The sequence below is a fragment of the Stenotrophomonas rhizophila genome (assembly GCF_020857975.1).
Classification (GTDB): domain Bacteria; phylum Pseudomonadota; class Gammaproteobacteria; order Xanthomonadales; family Xanthomonadaceae; genus Stenotrophomonas; species Stenotrophomonas rhizophila_C.
In genome coordinates this window covers 52914-71134 of sequence record NZ_JACWUO010000007.1, presented here as the reverse complement: position 1 = coordinate 71134, position 18221 = coordinate 52914, and the positions used below count along the sequence as shown (strand labels likewise).

The 18221-nt window shown below is 67.3% G+C and carries 17 protein-coding genes; 10 read left to right on the top strand and 7 right to left on the bottom strand.

Going from position 1 to position 18221, the window contains the following annotated elements:
• The first annotated feature begins 97 nt into the window (after nt 1–97).
• Nucleotides 98–625 carry a lactoylglutathione lyase gene (gloA, locus tag IC535_RS08865; RefSeq protein ID WP_228885316.1) on the top strand — a complete coding sequence of 176 codons (528 nt, stop codon included), beginning with the start codon at nt 98–100 and terminating at the stop codon, nt 623–625.
• Between the two features lie 225 nt (nt 626–850).
• Nucleotides 851–1279, top strand: a complete 429-nt coding sequence (locus tag IC535_RS08860) for a VOC family protein (protein ID WP_228885315.1) — start codon at nt 851–853, stop codon at nt 1277–1279.
• A 58-nt stretch (nt 1280–1337) separates the two neighbouring features.
• Here IC535_RS08860 and IC535_RS08855 read toward each other — a convergent pair whose 3' ends face one another.
• Nucleotides 1338–1769 (bottom strand): CBS domain-containing protein, encoded by a 432-nt coding sequence (locus tag IC535_RS08855; RefSeq protein WP_228885314.1) that lies wholly within the window; start codon nt 1767–1769, stop codon nt 1338–1340.
• 1215 nt (nt 1770–2984) lie between these two features.
• Nucleotides 2985–4826 (bottom strand): glutamine--fructose-6-phosphate transaminase (isomerizing), encoded by a 1842-nt coding sequence (glmS, locus tag IC535_RS08850; protein WP_228885313.1) that lies wholly within the window; start codon nt 4824–4826, stop codon nt 2985–2987.
• 205 nt (nt 4827–5031) lie between these two features.
• Between glmS and IC535_RS08845 the strand changes: the two genes are divergently transcribed.
• The 7 genes from IC535_RS08845 (at nt 5032) to IC535_RS08815 (ending at nt 12805) form a co-directional block, all read left to right on the top strand.
• Nucleotides 5032–6300, top strand: a complete 1269-nt coding sequence (locus tag IC535_RS08845; protein ID WP_228885312.1) for an efflux RND transporter periplasmic adaptor subunit — start codon at nt 5032–5034, stop codon at nt 6298–6300.
• A gap of 28 nt (nt 6301–6328) precedes the next feature.
• Nucleotides 6329–7060, top strand: coding sequence for an ABC transporter ATP-binding protein (locus tag IC535_RS08840; RefSeq protein ID WP_228885311.1), 732 nt, complete (start codon nt 6329–6331; stop codon nt 7058–7060).
• Nucleotides 7061–7067: 7 nt separating this feature from the next.
• Nucleotides 7068–8369: an ABC transporter permease gene (locus IC535_RS08835; protein WP_228885310.1), complete on the top strand. Its 1302-nt coding sequence runs from the start codon at nt 7068–7070 to the stop codon at nt 8367–8369.
• 16 nt (nt 8370–8385) lie between these two features.
• Nucleotides 8386–9606 (top strand): ABC transporter permease, encoded by a 1221-nt coding sequence (locus tag IC535_RS08830; protein WP_228885309.1) that lies wholly within the window; start codon nt 8386–8388, stop codon nt 9604–9606.
• A gap of 1 nt (nt 9607) precedes the next feature.
• Complete coding sequence (locus IC535_RS08825) at nt 9608–10021, top strand: PDZ domain-containing protein (protein WP_228885308.1); 414 nt, start codon at nt 9608–9610, stop codon at nt 10019–10021.
• 79 nt (nt 10022–10100) lie between these two features.
• Entirely contained in the window at nt 10101–11444 is a 1344-nt protein-coding gene (locus IC535_RS08820) for a sigma-54-dependent transcriptional regulator (RefSeq protein WP_228885307.1), read from the top strand.
• A complete protein-coding gene (locus tag IC535_RS08815) occupies nt 11441–12805 on the top strand; it encodes a sensor histidine kinase (protein ID WP_228885306.1) in 1365 nt (454 codons plus the stop codon). Before IC535_RS08820 ends, IC535_RS08815 begins: the two co-directional genes overlap by 4 nt.
• Before the next feature lie 64 nt (nt 12806–12869).
• Here IC535_RS08815 and glmU read toward each other — a convergent pair whose 3' ends face one another.
• Nucleotides 12870–14234: a bifunctional UDP-N-acetylglucosamine diphosphorylase/glucosamine-1-phosphate N-acetyltransferase GlmU gene (glmU, locus tag IC535_RS08810; protein ID WP_228885305.1), complete on the bottom strand. Its 1365-nt coding sequence runs from the start codon at nt 14232–14234 to the stop codon at nt 12870–12872.
• A gap of 84 nt (nt 14235–14318) precedes the next feature.
• On the opposite strand from glmU, the gene IC535_RS08805 reads away from it, so the two are divergent.
• Nucleotides 14319–14702: a GtrA family protein gene (locus IC535_RS08805; RefSeq protein WP_228885304.1), complete on the top strand. Its 384-nt coding sequence runs from the start codon at nt 14319–14321 to the stop codon at nt 14700–14702.
• Nucleotides 14703–14751: 49 nt separating this feature from the next.
• On the opposite strand, the gene IC535_RS08800 is transcribed toward IC535_RS08805, so the two are convergent.
• The 4 genes from IC535_RS08800 to atpG form a co-directional block, all read right to left on the bottom strand.
• Nucleotides 14752–15105, bottom strand: a complete 354-nt coding sequence (locus IC535_RS08800) for a hypothetical protein (RefSeq protein ID WP_228885303.1) — start codon at nt 15103–15105, stop codon at nt 14752–14754.
• Between the two features lie 237 nt (nt 15106–15342).
• Nucleotides 15343–15765 carry a F0F1 ATP synthase subunit epsilon gene (locus tag IC535_RS08795; protein WP_228885302.1) on the bottom strand — a complete coding sequence of 141 codons (423 nt, stop codon included), beginning with the start codon at nt 15763–15765 and terminating at the stop codon, nt 15343–15345.
• Nucleotides 15766–15877: 112 nt separating this feature from the next.
• Entirely contained in the window at nt 15878–17284 is a 1407-nt protein-coding gene (gene atpD / locus IC535_RS08790; RefSeq protein WP_228885301.1) for a F0F1 ATP synthase subunit beta, read from the bottom strand.
• Between the two features lie 37 nt (nt 17285–17321).
• Nucleotides 17322–18185 carry a F0F1 ATP synthase subunit gamma gene (atpG, locus tag IC535_RS08785; protein ID WP_228885300.1) on the bottom strand — a complete coding sequence of 288 codons (864 nt, stop codon included), beginning with the start codon at nt 18183–18185 and terminating at the stop codon, nt 17322–17324.
• Nucleotides 18186–18221: the final 36 nt, after the last annotated feature.

The following is an 18221-nucleotide window of genomic DNA, read 5'->3' as shown; positions in this document are numbered from 1 at the left end:
AACAGCCCGTGCCTGACCGGTCCACGGGTGTCCGGCAGGCGGGCCCGGGCATAAGATGGTGCATCCGCCGTGCGCGTACGGCCCCACAGGATCCCCCATGTCCCTTGCCACCCTGCAGTCCCAGCCGGGCGTTGCCGCCCAGCCGCCAGCGGAAACCGCCGGTTTCGTGTTCAACCACACCATGCTGCGCGTGAAGGATGCCGCGGCCTCGCTGGATTTCTACACCCGCGTGCTCGGCTTCCGCCTGATCGACCAGCGCGATTTCGCCGATGCCCAATTCAGCCTGTACTTCCTGGCCCTGTTGCCGGCCAACACGCAGATTCCGCAGGGCGACGACGCCCGCCGGGTGTGGATGGCCGGCATCCCCGGCGTGCTGGAACTGACCCACAACCACGGCACCGAAACCCGGGACGGGGCGGTGTACCACGATGGCAACAGCGACCCGCGCGGCTTCGGCCATATCTGCGTGTCGGTGCCGGACATCCAGGCCGCCTGCGCCCGTTTCGACGCCCTGCAGGTGCCCTACCAGAAGCGCCTGGAAGAGGGCCGCATGAAGCACCTGGCCTTCATCAAGGACCCGGACGGCTACTGGGTGGAAATCATCTCCAACACCCCGATCGCCTGATCCCACCGCGTGCCCGCCTGCCCATTGGGCGGGCACCGGTAGGTACCGACCGTTGGTCGGTACGCCTGAAGACCGTTGGTCGGTACGCCTGAAGACCGTTGGTCGGTACGCCTGAAGACCGTTGGCCGGCACGCCAGGACCCGGTCAGCAACGTGCACACCACGCCAATGCCGCCGCCTCGTTCCGGTGGTATATCTGCGCACCTGCCCAACCTGTGGAGTACGTATGGAAACCATGGAACTGCATCGCGGCCGCCTGATCGACCACCTGCAACTGGTGGTGCGCGACCTGCCCGCCAGCCGCCGGTTCTACCAGGCGGTGTTCGACACCATCGGCATCCCGATCGCCGGCGAGGGCGACGACTATTTCTGGGCCGATGAACTGTTCGTTTCCACCGCCGACAGCGAAGCGGCGCTGGGCCAGCTCACCGGCCGCCACCACCTGGCCTTCCAGGCCCGCGACCGCGCCACCGTGGACGCGTTCCACCAGGCCGCGCTGGCCAACGGTGGCAAGGACAACGGCGCACCCGGCGAGCGCGCCTACCACCCGGGCTATTACGCCGCGTTCGCGATCGACCCGGATGGCAACAACATCGAAGTGGTCTACCACGGCCCGGCGACCTACAGCGCCGATTCGGTGAAGGTCAGCTTCTAGGCAACGCCCGGCCAATGGCATGGCCGGCGCGTTGCCACGGTACCGGCCGTGCGCCGGCTCAGTGCGCGGCCAGGTAGATGTCCTGCAGCACCGCCTTTTCCAGTTCCAGTTCGCTGAGCAGGTTCTTGACGATATCGCCCAGGCTCAGGATCCCGACCAGCCTGGCGCCTTCGGTCACCATCAGATGGCGGTGGCGCGAGTAGGTCATCAGCGCCATCGCCTGCTTCAGCGTGGCATCCGGAGCGATGCCTTCCAGGCCCGCCGACGGCAGGCTGGAGATCACCCGACGGCCGGCCTGCGGACCATCGTCGGCCAGGCTGCGCACGATGTCCTTCTCGGAAATGATCCGCACCGGGGCGTCGTCTTTCATCACCACCAGGGCAGCGATCTTGTGCGCGCTCATCTTGTGCGCGGCGGCACCGATGGTGTCCTCGACATCGATGGTGACGATTGCATCTTTCTTGGATTGCAGGAGTTCGCGGACGTTCATTCTTGTTTCCTGTTACAGGTTACTGAAGTCGAAAAGTGCGCCTGGTTACGTTCGAGGGCAGCAGCAGCATGCCCCCGGTCAACTCGATTCTACGACTGCACCGGTGCCCCTGAGTTTGCAATTCTGGGACGCATCGTCGTGGGAACTGCTTGACGACTCCGAGAATGGCACCGCGCGTAGAACCGTCGCTGAATGCCGCTGCTGGGCCAGGCTAAAGATCCGTCGTCGGCTGCCGGTAGCCACCGCCATGGGGCGGATGCGCGTCTTTGGACAGGCCGGGGAGCCGCCCATGGGGTGGCTCTAGCGGGTGAACGTACAAAAAAGGTTCTTCGCCGATTTATGGGGAGTCAGCTGCGAACGGCAGCGTCAGATCAAAGGCAGTGACCGACGCATGCGCTGATTGGGCTGGCGCGGGTGGGTTGGCGGGACACGCCGTGAACCCCTCCCTGGGGGCTTGGCGAAAACATCCATGTTTTCGACAGTCCCGCCAACCCACCCGCGCCAACCCTTCATACATTGCTGGCACTCACAGAAAAACGGCAGATCCGAGCTACGGTCAAACAGCCCGGCTGTCCAAAGAATGCTGTCCGACCGCGGGTCGGAACTACCTGCGATGGTTCGGCCGCTGTTGCTGTTGCTGTTGCTGTTGCTGTTGCCCGCGATCTTGATCTACCTCCCCCTTGGAGCGAGCCGAGCATCGCAGCGGCGGCAAGGGCGAAGAGGTGCGGGCCAAGCGTGAAACGTGCTGAGGGCTGTGCGGCAGCACATGGGCGCGTGGCGACGCGCTGGACCAATCGGCGCCCGCTGGTCTGGGGGCGCGAGCGCAGCGAGTTCCGCACCGTCCCTTGCCGACGCGAGAAGCGCAGGGCACCGGCGGGCGTAGCCCGACGGCGAGCGGATGGGGGCGTGTTCTTTGGTTACTTTCTGATGGCGCACATCCGTGTGCGCCACCCTACGGGCCAGCTGCGCTGTTCCGCGCCGCTCCTGCGGCGCAGGTGCACGAGGGTAGGGCCGACTGTTAGTCGGCTGCTCTTGCTCGCGCCCCGCAGGGGCACGAAACGCTTTTGAGTTTGTCCGCGAAGCGGAAACAGCAACGCCAATGCATCCCGGCAATGGCCGGCTGTAGCCCCGCACATAGGCGAAGAACCAAAAAAAAGGGCGGCCCTGCAGGGGCCACCCTTTGTGCGCATCAGCGCGGCCGCAGCGGCCGACGCGTCACTCCACCGTCACGCTCTTGGCCAGGTTGCGCGGCTTGTCCACGTCGGTGCCGCGTGCCAGGGCGGTGTGGTAGGCCAGCAGCTGCACCGGGATGGTGTGCACCACCGGGCTGAGCACGCCGGCATGGCGCGGGGTGCGGATTACATGCACGCCGTCGGACTCCACGAAGTTGCTGTCCTGGTCGGCGAACACGAACAGCTCGCCGCCACGTGCGCGTACTTCCTGCATGTTGGATTTGACCTTTTCCAGCAGGCTGTCGTTGGGCGCGATCACCACCACCGGCATGTCCTCGTCCACCAGCGCCAGCGGGCCGTGCTTGAGCTCGCCGGCCGGGTAGGCCTCGGCGTGGATGTAGGTGATTTCCTTCAGCTTGAGCGCGCCTTCCAGCGCGATCGGGTAATGCAGGCCGCGGCCCAGGAACAGCGCGCTGCTCTTGCGCGCGAAACGCTCGGCCCAGATCGCGATCTGCGGCTCCATGTTCAACGCATGCTGCACGCTGCCCGGCAGGAAGCGCAGCTGCTCCAGGTAGTCCGCTTCCTGCGCGGCGTCGATGCGGCCGTGCAGCTTGCCCAGCACCATGGTCAGCTGGAACAACGCGGCCAGCTGGGTGGTGAACGCCTTGGTCGAGGCCACGCCGATCTCGGCGCCGGCACGGGTATAGCAGACCAGTTCGCTGGCGCGCGGGATCGCGCTTTCGGGCACGTTGCAGATCGACAGCGTGTGCTGGTGGCCCAGCGCCTTGGCGTATTTCAGCGCCTCCATCGTGTCCAGGGTTTCGCCGGACTGGGAGATGGTCACGATCAGGTGCTTGGGGTTGGCGTAGGCGGCGCGGTAGCGGTATTCGCTGGCGATTTCCACGCTGCACGGCAGGCCGGCGATCGCTTCGATCCAGTAGCGCGCGGTCAGCCCCGAGTAGTAGCTGGTGCCGCAGGCCAGGATCTGCACGCCCTCGATGCCCGACAGCACCGCTTCGGCGTTCTTGCCGAACAGTTCGGCCGGGAAGCCGCCGGCGTCGATCGCCGCTTCGATGGTGTCGGCCAGCGCGCGCGGCTGCTCGTGGATTTCCTTCTGCATGAAGTGGCGGTACGGCCCCAGCTCCAGCGAGGCCAGCGACACGTCCGACAGGTGCACATCGCGCACCACCGGCTGGTCGTCCTGGTCGTACACCTGCACGCCATCCAGGGCGATTTCGGCGGTGTCGCCCTCTTCCAGGAAGATCACCCGGCGGGTGGCCGACAGGATCGCCGACACATCGGAGGCCACGAAGTTCTCGCCCTCGCCCAGGCCGACCAGCAACGGGCAGCCCATCCGCGCGCAGACGAAATGGTGCGGCTCGGCCCGGCTCATCACCGCCAGCGCATAGGCGCCGGTGAGTTCCTTGACCGTGCGCTGCAGCGCCGACAACAGGCTGTCGCTGCTCTTGAGGTGGTGGTGCATCAGGTGCGCGATCACTTCGGTGTCGGTCTGCGACTCGAACACATAGCCCAGCGCGCGCAGCTTTTCGCGCTGTTCTTCATGGTTCTCGATGATGCCGTTGTGCACCAGCGCCACGCCGTGGCTGATGTGCGGGTGCGCGTTGGCCTCGGTGACGCCGCCGTGGGTGGCCCAGCGCGTGTGGCCGATGCCGAGCACCGAATCGAAGCCTTCGGCGGCGGCGGCCTTTTCCATTTCCGCCACGCGCCCGGTGCGGCGCACCCGGCGCAGGTCCGGCTGGGCCGGGCGCTGGTCGAGCACGGCGATGCCCGAGGAATCGTAGCCGCGGTATTCCAGCCGCTTCAGGCCCTCGATGAGTACCGGTACCACGTTGCGATGGGCGATCGCTCCCACAATGCCGCACATAGATTCTGATCCCTGCCGTTGAGTCCCGCATTCTAGCGTGGCCCCCGTGCGCGCCAGGGCGCCGGCGGCTTAACAAAAGTGTCCGCACCACTGTCCGCGGACACGCGGACATCCGGGCGCCTTCTGCAAGTGCTTGTTTCCAAAGGACCAATACTTGGCACGCTGCCTGCTAACTATCCGGGCAACCCAACCGCGAACGAGCCCGATGATCCGCGACACTTCCGCCCAGGACCAGTCCCTCTCCACTGCCGGCACCGCCGCCCCCTGGAAGCGCTGGCTGTGGCCGGCGCTGGCCGCCCTGGTGGTGCTGCTGGCGATCGGCTTTGCCATCCGCGCCTGGCTGGGCGCCAGCCAGTCCTTCGACAGTGCGCGGGTGCGCATCGCCGAGGTCAAGCGCGGCGACATGGTCCGCGACATCGCCGCCGATGGCCGGGTGATCGCCGCCAACAACCCGGTGCTGTATGCGATCTCGGCCGGCACGGTGACCCTCAAGGTGGTCGCCGGCGACGTGGTCAAGCAGGGCCAGGAACTGGCCGTGATCGACAGCCCGGAACTGCGCAGCAAGCTGGCCCAGGAACAGGCCACCCTGGCCGGGCTGGAGGCCGAGGCCGGGCGGGCCGGGCTGGACGCCACCCTGGCCCGCGCCACCGCACAGAAGGAAACCGACCAGGCCACCATCGACCGCCAGGCCGCCAGCCGCGACCTGGAGCGCTACCAGCGCGGCTTCGACGGCGGCGCGGTGCCGCAGGTGGACGTGGCCAAGGCCGAGGACACCGTCAAGAAGTCCGAGATCCAGCTGCAGCATGCGCGCAAGGACGCCACCCTGAAGGCCCAGGGCGCCGACCTGGATGCGCGCAACAAGCGCCTGCTGGCCGACCGCCAGCGCGCGGTGGTGGCCGAGGTCGAACGCCAGGTCGATGCACTGACCCTGCGCGCGCCGTTCGATGGCCAGGTCGGCCAGGTCCAGGCCACCCAGCACACCAATGTCGCCATCAATGCGCCGATCCTGGGCGTGGTCGACCTGTCGCGCTTTGAAATCGAAATCAAGGTGCCCGAGAGCTTCGCCCGCGAACTGTCGCTGGGCATCCCGGCGCAGCTGACCAGCGGCAACGGCCAGCCCTTCCCCGGCGAGATCTCCGCCGTCTCCCCGGAAGTGGTGGCCGGCGAGGTCAACGCCCGCATCCGCTTCACCGACAAGCAGCCGCAGGGCCTGCGCCAGAGCCAGCGCATGCAGGCACGGGTGGTGCTCGATACCCGCCGCAACGTGATCAAGGTCGAGCGCGGCCCGTTCGTCGAACAGGGCAACGGCCAGGTCTACGTGATGGACGGCAGCACCGCCGTGCGCCGCCCGGTCAAGCTCGGGGTGAGCAGCCTGGGCGAAGTGGAAATCCTCTCTGGCCTGCAGCCCGGCGACCGCGTCGTGGTCTCCGGCAGCGATCTGTTCGGCGATGCCGAGCGCGTGTCCGTCAACTGAACCTTCTCGACTTCAAAAGGAAACCGTCATGCTGGAAATGCGTTCTGTCGCCAAAGTGTTCCGCACCGAACAGGTGGAAACCCACGCCCTGCGCTCGCTTGACCTGCACGTGCGCGAGGGGGAGTTCGTCGCCGTGACCGGTCCGTCCGGTTCGGGCAAGACCACCTTCCTCAACATCGCCGGCCTGCTGGAAACCTTCACCAGCGGCACCTACCTGCTCGATGGCCAGGACGTCAGCAAGCTCGGCGATGACGCCCGCAGCCGGCTGCGCAACCAGAAGATCGGCTTCATCTTCCAGGGCTTCAACCTGATCTCGGACCTGAACCTGTTCGACAACGTCGATGTGCCGCTGCGCTACCGCGGCATGCCGGCGGCCGAACGCCGGCAGCGCATCGAGCATGCGCTGGGCCAGGTCGGGCTGGGCTCGCGGATGAAGCACTATCCCGCCGAACTGTCCGGCGGCCAACAGCAGCGCGCCGCGATCGCGCGTGCGCTGGCCGGCAGCCCGCGCCTGCTGCTGGCCGACGAACCGACCGGCAACCTGGACAGCCAGATGGCGCGCGGGGTGATGGAACTGCTGGAAGAGATCAACGCCGCCGGCACCACCATCGTGATGGTCACCCATGACCCGGAGCTGGCCGCGCGCGCCCAGCGCAACGTGCACATCGTCGATGGCCAGGCCACCGACCTGGTGCGCGAACCGGTGCTGGGCACCCCGCGCGTGGCCCTGGCCACCGCCACTGCCACCGCCAACGACTGAGGCCGCCATGCTCGCCTACTACTTCCGCCTGGCCCTGCGCAGTTTCCGGCGCAACAAGGTGCTGACCGCGCTGATGGTGATCGCCATCGCGCTGGGCATCGGCGCATCGATGACCACCCTGACCGTGTTCCACGTGCTGTCCGGCGACCCGATCCCGCAGAAGAGCGACCGCATCTTCGCCGTGCAGGTCGACCCGCGCCCGATGCTGGGCTACCAGCCCGGTGAGGAACCGGAAGACCAGATGACCCGTTTCGACGCCGAGTCGCTGCTGCGCGAGAAGCGCGCCAGCCGCCAGGCGGTGATGACCGGCGGCGGCATCACGGTGGAGCCGGACAAGGCCGCGCTGCGCCCGTTCGACACCGATGTGCGCTACACCTCCACCGACTTCTTCCCGATGTTCGATACGCCCTTCCTGTACGGCCGCGCCTGGCCGGCCACCGACGATGATGGCCGCGCCCGCGTGGCGGTGATTTCGCGCGAACTGAACCAGAAGTTGTTCGATGGCACCGACAGCGTCGGCAAACCGATACGCATGGACGGGCATACCTTCACCGTGGTCGGCGTGCTGGACGAATGGAACCCGAACCCGCACTTCTACGACCTGGAAACCGGCAAGTACGGCAGCGCCGAGGACGTCTTCCTGCCGTTCGCCACGGCGATGGAGCTCAAGCTGGGCCGCAACGGCAACATGAACTGCTGGGGCAACACCAACGGCGAGGAAACCGCGGTCAACGCACCCTGCACCTGGTTGCAGTACTGGGTCGAACTGGACTCGGCCAGCGGTGCCGCCGATTACCGTGCCTACCTGGAGAACTATTCCACCCAGCAGAAGGCCGCCGGCCGTTTCCAGCGCGCGCCGAATGTGCGCCTGCGCAACGTGATGGCGTGGCTGGACTACAAGCAGGTGGTGCCCGGCGACGTGCGCCTGCAGCTGTGGCTGGCGCTGGGCTTCCTGCTGGTCTGCCTGATCAACACGGTCGGCCTGCTGCTGGCCAAGTTCCTGCGCCGCAGCGGCGAGATCGGCGTGCGCCGTGCGCTGGGCGCCAGCCGCGGGCAGATCTTCCTGCAGTCGCTGGTGGAAGCCGGCACGGTCGGCCTGGCCGGTGGCGTGCTCGGCTTGGGGCTGGCGATGCTGGGCCTGTACGCGGTGCGCCAGCAACCGGTGGACTACGCCAAGCTGGCCACCCTGGACGGGCCGATGCTGCTGCTCGCCTTCGGCCTGACCCTGGCCGCCAGCCTGCTGGCCGGCTTCCTGCCGGCCCTGCGCGCCATGCAGGTCACCCCTGCCATCCAACTCAAATCGCAGTAAGGATCCGGAGCACACCATGGATATCCGTCCCATCCTGTCCACGCTGCGCCGGCACAAGACCGCCGCCGCCCTGATCGTGCTGGAGATCGCGCTGACCTGCGCCATCGTCTGCAACGCGTTGTTCCTGATCGGCCAGCGGATCGAAACGATCAGCCAGCCCAGCGGCATCGCTGAAAAGGAACTGCTGGAAGTGCGCCTGGGCGGCATCGGCAAGCAGGTCAATGCCGAAGCCCGCACCCGTGAAGACCTGGCCGCGCTGCGCAGCGTGCCCGGGGTCAAGAGCGTGGTGCCGATCAACCAGTTGCCGTTCCGGCGCAACTCCTGGAACACCGGCCTGTCGCTGGTCCCGGACCAGGAACGGCAGACGCTGAGCGCCTCGCAGTACTTCGCCAGCGAAGGCACCCTGGACACCATGGGGCTGGAGCTGATCGGCGGCCGCGACTTCCAGCCCGACGAGTACCAGAACCTGGAATCGGTGATCGCCGACAACTCGCTGGAATCCACCGGCACCTCGGCCATCCTCAGCCAGGCCGCCGCGCTCAAACTGTTCCCCGATGGCAGCGCGCTGGGCAAGACCATCTACAGCGGCCGCCAGCCGCTGCGGGTGGTCGGCGTGGTCAAGGAGCTGGCGCGCCCGTCGAAGATGGACAACGACACCCGCTACTCGATGATCCTGCCGCTGCGGGTCACCTACGTGGAAGGCTTCTACCTGATCCGGGTCACCGACCCGGCCCGTCGCGACGAGGTGCTCAAGGCCGCCGTGGCGGCACTGGAGAAGGTCGATCCGAGCCGGCTGGTGCGCGCCAAGCGCAGCTATGAAGAGCAGCGCAACAAGTACTTCGCCAACGACCGCGCGATGGTCGGCCTGCTGGTCACCGTGTGCGTGGCGCTGCTGGTGGTGACCGCGCTGGGCATCATCGGCCTGGCCAGCTTCTGGGTGCAGCAGCGCACCAAGCAGATCGGCATCCGCCGTGCGCTGGGCGCCACCCGCGGGCAGATCCTGCGCTACTTCCAGACCGAGAACTTCCTGCTGGCCACGGTCGGGATCGTGCTGGGCATGCTGATGGCCTACTCCATCAACCTGTGGCTGATGAATGCCTACGAGCTGCCACGCATGCCGATCAGCTACCTGCCCATCGGTGCGCTGCTGTTGTGGCTGCTCGGGCAGATCGCGGTGTTCGGCCCGGCCCATCGCGCTGCGGCGGTGCCCCCGGCCGTGGCCACCCGGAGCGCATGACATGGGCCTGCGCAGCGCATCGGCCGTGTTGGTGTCACTGCTGCTGGCCAGCGCTGCCAGCGCCGGCACCACTACTACCACCACGCGTACCGAAACCTCGCGCCTGGACTGGCGCGAGCAGGGCCTGCACCTGGCCATCGAGGCCAGCCAGGGCGTGGTATTCGTGCGCCACGCCGAGCCGGCCGGCCACTTCGGCCTGCGCGTCGGCGACCGCGTGCTGCAGGTGGGTACCCAGCCGGTACGCCGCATCGATGACCTGACCACGGCGCTGGCGCGCAGCGGCCGCCCCAGCGTGGCGGTCACGGTGCTGCGCGATGGCCGCCGGCTGAGCGTGCCGGTGGCCACCGCGGCCTGGCACGGCGTACTGCCCCCGGCCCCGCCGGCGGCGCCCGCCCGGCCGGCGCCGCAGCGATGATTACCGGCGGCGGGCAGCACTGCCCGCCGGCCCGGCGCTCCGGTACTCTTGCCCCCATCCTTCCGCCCTTCGTTGCCGCATGCCTTCGATCCTGATCATTGACGACAACGCCAGCGTCGGCACCGCGCTGGAAGTGCTGTTCTCGCTGCACGACATCGATGCCCTGCATGCATCCTCGCCCGAGGCCGGGCTGGCGCTGCTGGCCCAGCAGCCGGTGGACCTGGTGATCCAGGACATGAACTTCACCGAGGACACCACCTCCGGCGAGGAAGGCGAAGCCCTGTTCCAGCAGATCCGCGCGCACCACCCGGACCTGCCGGTAATCCTGCTCACCGCCTGGACGCAGTTGAGCAGCGCGGTGGACCTGGTCAAGGCCGGCGCCGCCGATTACCTGGCCAAGCCCTGGGACGACCGCAAGCTGCTGACCACGGTCAACAACCTGCTGGAGCTGTCCGAAACCCGGCGCGAACTGGACCGTCGCCGCGACCGCGAACAGCGCAACCGTACTGCGCTGGAAGCGCGCTACGACCTGCGCGGCGCGGTGGTCGCCGACCCGGCCAGCGAACGCGTGGTCAGCCTGGCCTGCCAGGTCGCACGTTCGGAACTGCCGGTGCTGATCACCGGCCCCAACGGGGCGGGCAAGGAGAAGATCGCCGAGATCATCCAGGCCAATTCGCTGGTGGCCAAGGGTGCGTTCGTGGCGCTGAACTGCGGCGCCATTCCCGCCGAACTGATCGAGGCCGAACTGTTCGGCAGCGAGGCCGGCGCCTACACCGGCGCCAACAAGGCACGCGAAGGCAAGTTCGAGGCCGCCGATGGCGGCACCCTGTTCCTGGATGAAATAGGCAACCTGTCGCTGGGCGGGCAGATGAAACTGCTGCGCGTGCTGGAAACCGGCCGTTTCGAACGGCTGGGCTCCAACCGCGAACGCCAGGTCAAGGTGCGGGTGATCAGCGCCACCAACGCCGACCTGCCGGCGATGATCCGCGACGGCCAGTTCCGCGAGGATCTGTACTACCGCCTCAACACCATCGAACTGGCCTTGCCGCCGCTGGCCGAACGACCCGGCGACATCCTGCCGCTGGCCGAGCGTTTCCTCGGCGACGGCAAGCCGCTGTCCAGCGCCGCCGCCAGCGCCCTGCAGCGGCACGGCTGGCCGGGCAACGTGCGCGAACTGCGCAACGTGATCCAGCGCGCCGCGCTGCTGGCCCAGGGTGCGCGCATCGAGGTGGCCGACCTCAACCTGCCGCGCGCGGCCAGCGCTGCGCGTGCGGCCGGCCCGGTGGTCGATCCGGACCGCGGCCTGATCGAATCGGCGCTGGCCCGCAACCACGGCATCATCGCCCAGACCGCCGCCGAACTCGGGCTCAGCCGCCAGGCGCTGTACCGGCGCATGGACCGCTACGGCATCCCGCGCGAATGAAGCGCGGCTCGTTCACCTTCCGCTTGTTCCTGCGCCTGCTGCCGGTGCTGGCGCTGGCCGCCGCCCTGCCGTGGGCGCTGGCGTTCTGGATGGACCATGGCTGGGCGGTGGCGCTGGTTTCCGCCGGCATACTGCTCGCCCTGATGTGGTGGAGCCTGCGCCGGGCCACCGCGCCGGTGCGTTCGCTGCTGCGCGCCCTGTCCGGCACCACCAGCAGCTACCGCGATGGCGAGTACAACTTCAGCGTGTACTGGCCCGGCAACGACGAGCTGGGCGACCTGGTGCAGGCGCACCGCGAGCTGGGCGACGTGCTGCGCGAACAACGCCAGGGCCTGGTGCAGCGCGAACTGCTGCTGGACACCATGGTGCAGAACACCCCGGTGGCGATGCTGCTGCTGGCCAATGGCGGCGACGGCATCCAGCGCGTGGTGTTTTCCAACCTGGCCGCGCGCAAGCTGCTGCACCACGGCTGGAAGCTGGAAGGCCAGCGCATGCAGGACGTGCTGGAAACGCTGCCGCCGGAACTGCGCGATGCGATCGCGCGCGGCGGCGACAGCCTGTTCGCGGTACGCGGCAGCGGCGATGACAGCCCCGACGATGATGAGGATGACGAACAGATCTACCACCTGTCGCGGCGCAACTTCCATCTCAACGGACGCCCGCACGACCTGCTGCTGATCCGCCTGTTGACCGCCGAACTGCGCCGGCAGGAAGTGCAGACCTGGAAGAAGGTGATCCGGGTGATCAGCCACGAGCTCAACAACTCGCTGGCGCCGATCGCCTCGCTGGCCCATTCCGGCGGCGAGCTGGTGCGGCGCGGCCGGACCGAGCGGCTGGAAGAAGTGTTCGGCACCATCGAAGAGCGCGCGCGCCACCTGGAGGGCTTCATCCGCGGCTATGCGCGCTTTGCCAAGTTGCCGCAGCCGCAGTTGCAGAACGTGCAGTGGCTGCAGTTCCTGACCGGCCTGCAGCACCAGATTCCGTTCCGCATGCAGGGCATCGCCGAGGACCTGTACAGCCGGGTGGATATCGCCCAGCTCGGGCAGGCCCTGCTCAACCTGCTCAAGAACGCCCACGAAGCCTGCGCCGAGGCCGAGCCGGCCAACGACGATGTCGAGCTGCGCCTGACCCGGCTGCCGCAATGGCTGCGGCTGGAAGTGCTCGACCGTGGCAAGGGCATGAACGAAGCGGTGCTGCAGAACGCGCTGATGCCGTTCTATTCGACCAAGCGCAATGGCACCGGGTTGGGGCTGGCGCTGACCCGCGAGATCGTCGAGGCCCATGGCGGGCGTGTCTCGCTGCAGAACCGCCGCGAAGGCGGTCTGTGCGTGGCGATTTTCCTGCCCACCGACGCCCGGTAGTGCCGGCCGCTGGCCGGCAACGTCATGATTCCAAGATCGCCTGGTTGCCGGCCAGCGGCCGGCACTACCTTTTGCTTGGGCGTTTCCAGCCCTCGATGGTCTGCTGGCGGGCACGCGCCACGGTCAGCTGGCCCTCCGGCGCGCCGCGGGTGATCACCGAGCCGGCCGCGATGGTGGCGCCCTCGCCGATCACCACCGGCGCCACCAGCGAACTGTTGGAGCCGATGAAGGCGTTGTCGCCGATCGTGGTCTGCGACTTGTTCACCCCGTCGTAGTTGCAGGTGATGGTACCGGCGCCGATGTTGACCTTGCTGCCGATCACCGCATCGCCCAGGTAGGTCAGGTGGTTGGCCTTGCTGCCCGGGCCCAGCGTGACCTTCTTGGTCTCCACGAAGTTGCCCACGTGCGCGCCGGCGGCCAGCACCGTGCCCGGGCGCAGCCGCGCGAACGGGCCGATCTCGGCCGCGCCTTCGCTGACCACGCCGTCCAGGTCGCAATGCGATTTGACCACGGTCCCGGCGGCCAGGGTGACGTCCTTGAGCCGGGTGAACGCCCCGATGCTGACCCCGTCGCCAAGTTCCACCCGGCCTTCCAGGATCACGTTGACGTCGATCTGCACGTCACGACCCACGGTCACCGTGCCGCGGATGTCCAGCCGGGCCGGATCCAGCACGCGCGCACCCTGGGTGCACAGCGCACGCACCTGGCGCAGCTGCCAGGCGCGCTCAAGCTGGGCCAGCTGCCAGGGATCGTTGGCGCCCTCGGCTTCCTGCGGGTCCTGCACGAAGGCCATGTCGGCCGGGGTGTAATCGTGGGCGGCGGCGGCGAATATGTCGGTGAGGTAATACTCGCCCTGCGCGTTGTGGTTGGACAGCTGCGACAACCAGGTGCGCAGCGCGGTCGATTCGGCGGTGATGATGCCGGTGTTGATGGTACGGATGCCGCGCTGTTCGTCGTTGGCATCCTTCTGCTCGACGATCGCCGCCACCCGGCCCTCGGCATTGCGCACGATCCGGCCGTAGCCGGTGGCATCGGCGACTTCGGCCACCAGCACCGCCAGGCGGCCGGGCTGGGACAGCAGGTGGCGCAGGGTATCGACCCGGATCAGCGGTACATCGCCGTACAGCACCAGCACCGTGGCCGCATCGGGGACCTCGGGCATGGCCTGCAGCACCGCATGGCCGGTGCCCAGCTGCTCGCGCTGCTGCGCCCAGCGCAGGTCGGGCTGGTCGGCGAAGGCCTGCTGCACCGCTTCGCCGCCATGGCCGTAGACCACGTGGATGGCAGCGGGCTGCAATGCGCGCGCCGCGTCGATCACGTGCGCCAGCATCGGCCGCCCGGCAATGGGCTGCAGGACCTTGGGCAGCATCGATTTCATGCGTTTGCCGGCGCCGGCGGCGAGGATGATGACGTGCAGTGGCTGGGGCATGGGCAATCGCATTCCTGGAGAGCGTTGGGGGAATTCTAGTGCGGTCCCCGTTAACATGTGCGCTTCACCGCAGCGACAGTACCCATGAGCCTGATCCGCCAGGGCAGCAGCTATCTCGTCATCGGCCTGGTCCAGCTCGGCGTGGACTGGGCCGTGTTCGTCGCTGCCAGCGCGCTGGGCATGCCGGTGGCCCCGGCCAACCTGCTCGGCCGCGTCTGCGGGATGCTGCTCGGGTTCTGGCTCAATGGCCGGCATACCTTCGCCCAGGCCGGTCAACGGCGGCTGGGCTGGAAGCGCTTTGCGCGGTTCCTGGGGCTGTGGGCGGTACTGACGCTGGTCAGTACGCTGGCGCTGGACGCCGCCGCCCACCAGCTCGGCCTGCGCTATGCGTGGCTGGCCAAGCCGCTGGTCGAGGGCAGCCTGGCGGCCGTATCGTTCCTGCTGATGCGCCGGTTCGTCTACCGCTGAGCCTGCGCTTGACCGTCCGGGCGCCTGAAGGCGCCCGGACGCCATCAACTTACTCGCACTTGAGCGAGGCGACCACCTGGGCGAACTGGGTATTGGCCGAGGTACAACCGGCTTCCAGTGCCGCCTTGTCGTCCATGGCGGCCCACTGGGCCTTGGCCTGGTCCACGCCCTGCTGGAAGGCCGCGGCAACCTGCGGGTTGGACTTGTCGAAGCAGGCCTTCGCGCGCGCCAGATAGGCCTCGCAGACCTGCGGCAGGCCCGCGGTCGCCGGGGCGTCGGCTACCGCTGCCGGCGCGCTGGCTGCCGGGGTTGCCGCCGCTGCCGGGGCCGCCGCTTCTTCCTTCTTGCCACAACCGGCCAGGCCGGTGAGAACCACTGCGAGAATCAACGCCTTGTTGTACATGGATAGTCCTTTGTTGAACGGTGGATGATGCGGGATGCCTGCATGGACAGTTCCGGCCGCGCACGTCCGGGTGCATGGTGGGCAGTGCACTTCTAGCATCAAAGATCGGCACCGTCATCCCCAACGGCGAATGGCCGGCCGGGCGGCGCCGGCCGCGGTGGGTATCGATCGCGGCGGCCGGCACAAATAACAACGCCGGCATCATGCCGGCGTCGTCGGGTACTACTGTTGGTGTCTTCAGTGCTTGAGGGTCTTGCGCAGGCGCTCCAGCGCCTGCAGCTGGACTACCGCCTCGGCCAGCTTCTGCTGCGCCTCGGCCACGTCGATCGCTTCACCGCGGTTGGCCAGCATGCGCTCGGCTTCTTCCTTGGCCTTGCGCACCGACGCTTCGTCGATGTCCTGGGCGCGGATCGCGGTGTCGGCCAGCACGGTGACCACCTGCGGCTGCACCTCGAGGATGCCGCCGGAAATGGCGAAATCCAGCTGCTCGCCGCTCGGCGTGGTCACCACCACCTTGCCCGGCTTCAGGCGGGTGATCAGGGGCGCGTGCTTGGGCGCGATGCCCAGCTCGCCCAGCTCGCCGGTGGCCACGACCAGGGTCGCCTCACCACGGAAGATTTCCTGCTCGGCGCTGACGATGTCGCAACGAATGGTGCTCATGTAACTCTCTTCGCTAAGGGGCGGGCAGAGCCCACCGCAGGTATTCCGCAGCGGTGGGCGCAGGCCCACCCCGTGTCACGGTCGGGACGGGCGCGTGCCCGTCCCCGCCGCATCAGGCCTTCTCGGCCATCTTCTTGGCCTTCTCGACCGCTTCTTCGATGCTGCCGACCATGTAGAACGCCTGTTCCGGCAGATGGTCGTATTCGCCATCGACGATGGCCTTGAAGCCGCGGATGGTGTCCTTCAGCGACACGTACTTGCCCGGCGAGCCGGTGAACACTTCGGCCACGTGGAACGGCTGGCTGAAGAAACGCTCGATCTTGCGGGCGCGGGTCACGGCTTGCTTGTCTTCTTCGGACAGTTCGTCCATGCCCAGGATGGCGATGATGTCCTTCAGTTCCTTGTACTTCTGCAAGGTCTGCTGGACGCGCTGGGCGGTGTCGTAATGCTCGTGGCCGATCACCAGCGGATCCATCTGGCGGCTGGTCGAATCCAGCGGGTCCACCGCCGGGTAGATACCCAGCGAGGCGATCGAACGCGACAGGGTCACGGTCGAATCCAGATGGGCGAAGGTGGTCGCCGGCGACGGATCGGTCAAGTCATCGGCCGGCACGTAGACGGCCTGGATCGAGGTGATCGAGCCATTCTTGGTCGAGGTGATGCGCTCCTGCAGGACGCCCATTTCCTCGGCCAGGGTGGGCTGGTAGCCCACGGCCGACGGCATGCGGCCCAGCAGTGCCGACACTTCGGTACCGGCCAGGGTGTAGCGGTAGATGTTGTCGACGAACAGCAGCACGTCCTTGCCCTTGCCGTTTTCGTCCTTCTCGTCGCGGAAGTACTCGGCCATGGTCAGGCCGGTCAGCGCCACGCGCAGACGGTTGCCCGGCGGCTCGTTCATCTGGCCGTACACCATCGCGACCTTGTCCAGGACGTTGGAGTCCTTCATCTCGTGGTAGAAGTCGTTGCCCTCACGGGTACGCTCGCCCACGCCGGCAAACACCGACAGGCCGCTGTGCGCCTTGGCGATGTTGTTGATCAGTTCCATCATGTTGACGGTCTTGCCGACGCCGGCGCCGCCGAACAGGCCGACCTTGCCGCCCTTGGCGAACGGGCACATCAGGTCGATCACCTTGATGCCGGTTTCCAGCAGCTCGGTGGCCGGCGACTGGTCTTCGTACGACGGGGCGGCACGGTGGATTTCCCAGGTGTCGCTGGCGGCGACCGGACCGGCTTCGTCGATCGGGCGACCCAGCACGTCCATGATGCGGCCCAGCGTACCGGCGCCGACCGGCACCGAGATGGCGCGTTCGGTGTTGGTGGCGACCAGGTTGCGCTTCAGGCCGTCGGTGGAGCCCAGCGCGATGCAACGGACCACGCCGTCACCGAGCTGCTGCTGCACTTCCAGCGTGATTTCGGTGTTGTCCACCTTCAGCGCGTGGTACACCTTCGGCACCGACTCGCGGGGGAATTCGACGTCGACGACGGCGCCGATGATCTGAACGATCTTGCCCTGACTCATTGCTGCAATCCTCTAATGTGTGCTTTGACTGTGCGCGTCAGACTGCTGCCGCGCCGCCGACGATTTCGGAGATTTCCTGGGTGATCGCTGCCTGCCGGGCCTTGTTGTAGACCAGCTGCAGGGTTCCGATCAGCTTGTTCGCGTTGTCGCTTGCCGACTTCATCGCGACCATGCGGGCTGCATGCTCGGACGCGACGTTTTCCAGAACCGCCTGGTACACCAGCGACTCGACGTAACGCGTCATCACGTGCTCCAGCACGGTCGCGGCGTCGGGTTCGTACAGGTAGTCCCAGTCGTGGTGCGCGATCTGCTTCTCAGCGGCCGGCAACGGCAGCAGCTGGTCGAAGCTGGCCTTCTGCGTCATCGTGTTGATGAAGCGGTTGTAGACCAGGTAGACGCGGTCGACCTTGCCCTCGGTGAACGCATCGAGCATCACCTTGATCACGCCGATCAGCTGTTCCAGGTGCGGCACATCACCCATGTGGGTGACGCTGCCGACCATGTTGAGCTTGATCCGGCGGAAGAAGGTCGATGCCTTCTGGCCGATGGTCACCACGTCGACCTCTGCGCCCTTTTCCTGGTACTGGCGGACTTCGCCCAGCATCTTGCGGAACAGGTTGTTGTTCAGACCGCCGGCCAGGCCGCGGTCGGAGGAGATCACGATGTAACCAACCCGCTTGACCTCGTCGCGCTGGACCAGGAACGGATGCTGGTAGTCGGTGCTGGCCTGGGCCAGGTGACCGATCACCTGCTTCATCGCCTGCGCATACGGACGCGACGTCTTCATCCGCTCCTGCGCCTTGCGGATCTTGGAGGCCGAGACCATCTCGAGCGCGCGCGTCACCTTGCGGGTGTTCTGCACGCTCTTGATCTTGGTTTTGATTTCGCGTCCGCTTGCCATCTCTTCTTCCCGTAGAGCGGGGCTCTGCCCCGCTTT

Bases quoted from the DNA above. Each gene is read 5' to 3' on its own strand.
- gloA (WP_228885316.1), top strand. From the start codon at position 98: ATGTCCCTTGCCACCCTGCAGTCCCAGCCGGGCGTTGCCGCCCAGCCG.
- IC535_RS08860 (WP_228885315.1), top strand. From the start codon at position 851: ATGGAAACCATGGAACTGCATCGCGGCCGCCTGATCGACCACCTGCAA.
- IC535_RS08855 (WP_228885314.1), bottom strand. From the start codon at position 1,769: ATGAACGTCCGCGAACTCCTGCAATCCAAGAAAGATGCAATCGTCACC.
- glmS (WP_228885313.1), bottom strand. From the start codon at position 4,826: ATGTGCGGCATTGTGGGAGCGATCGCCCATCGCAACGTGGTACCGGTA.
- IC535_RS08845 (WP_228885312.1), top strand. From the start codon at position 5,032: ATGATCCGCGACACTTCCGCCCAGGACCAGTCCCTCTCCACTGCCGGC.
- IC535_RS08840 (WP_228885311.1), top strand. From the start codon at position 6,329: ATGCTGGAAATGCGTTCTGTCGCCAAAGTGTTCCGCACCGAACAGGTG.
- IC535_RS08835 (WP_228885310.1), top strand. From the start codon at position 7,068: ATGCTCGCCTACTACTTCCGCCTGGCCCTGCGCAGTTTCCGGCGCAAC.
- IC535_RS08830 (WP_228885309.1), top strand. From the start codon at position 8,386: ATGGATATCCGTCCCATCCTGTCCACGCTGCGCCGGCACAAGACCGCC.
- IC535_RS08825 (WP_228885308.1), top strand. From the start codon at position 9,608: ATGGGCCTGCGCAGCGCATCGGCCGTGTTGGTGTCACTGCTGCTGGCC.
- IC535_RS08820 (WP_228885307.1), top strand. From the start codon at position 10,101: ATGCCTTCGATCCTGATCATTGACGACAACGCCAGCGTCGGCACCGCG.
- IC535_RS08815 (WP_228885306.1), top strand. From the start codon at position 11,441: ATGAAGCGCGGCTCGTTCACCTTCCGCTTGTTCCTGCGCCTGCTGCCG.
- glmU (WP_228885305.1), bottom strand. From the start codon at position 14,234: ATGCCCCAGCCACTGCACGTCATCATCCTCGCCGCCGGCGCCGGCAAA.
- IC535_RS08805 (WP_228885304.1), top strand. From the start codon at position 14,319: ATGAGCCTGATCCGCCAGGGCAGCAGCTATCTCGTCATCGGCCTGGTC.
- IC535_RS08800 (WP_228885303.1), bottom strand. From the start codon at position 15,105: ATGTACAACAAGGCGTTGATTCTCGCAGTGGTTCTCACCGGCCTGGCC.
- IC535_RS08795 (WP_228885302.1), bottom strand. From the start codon at position 15,765: ATGAGCACCATTCGTTGCGACATCGTCAGCGCCGAGCAGGAAATCTTC.
- atpD (WP_228885301.1), bottom strand. From the start codon at position 17,284: ATGAGTCAGGGCAAGATCGTTCAGATCATCGGCGCCGTCGTCGACGTC.
- atpG (WP_228885300.1), bottom strand. From the start codon at position 18,185: ATGGCAAGCGGACGCGAAATCAAAACCAAGATCAAGAGCGTGCAGAAC.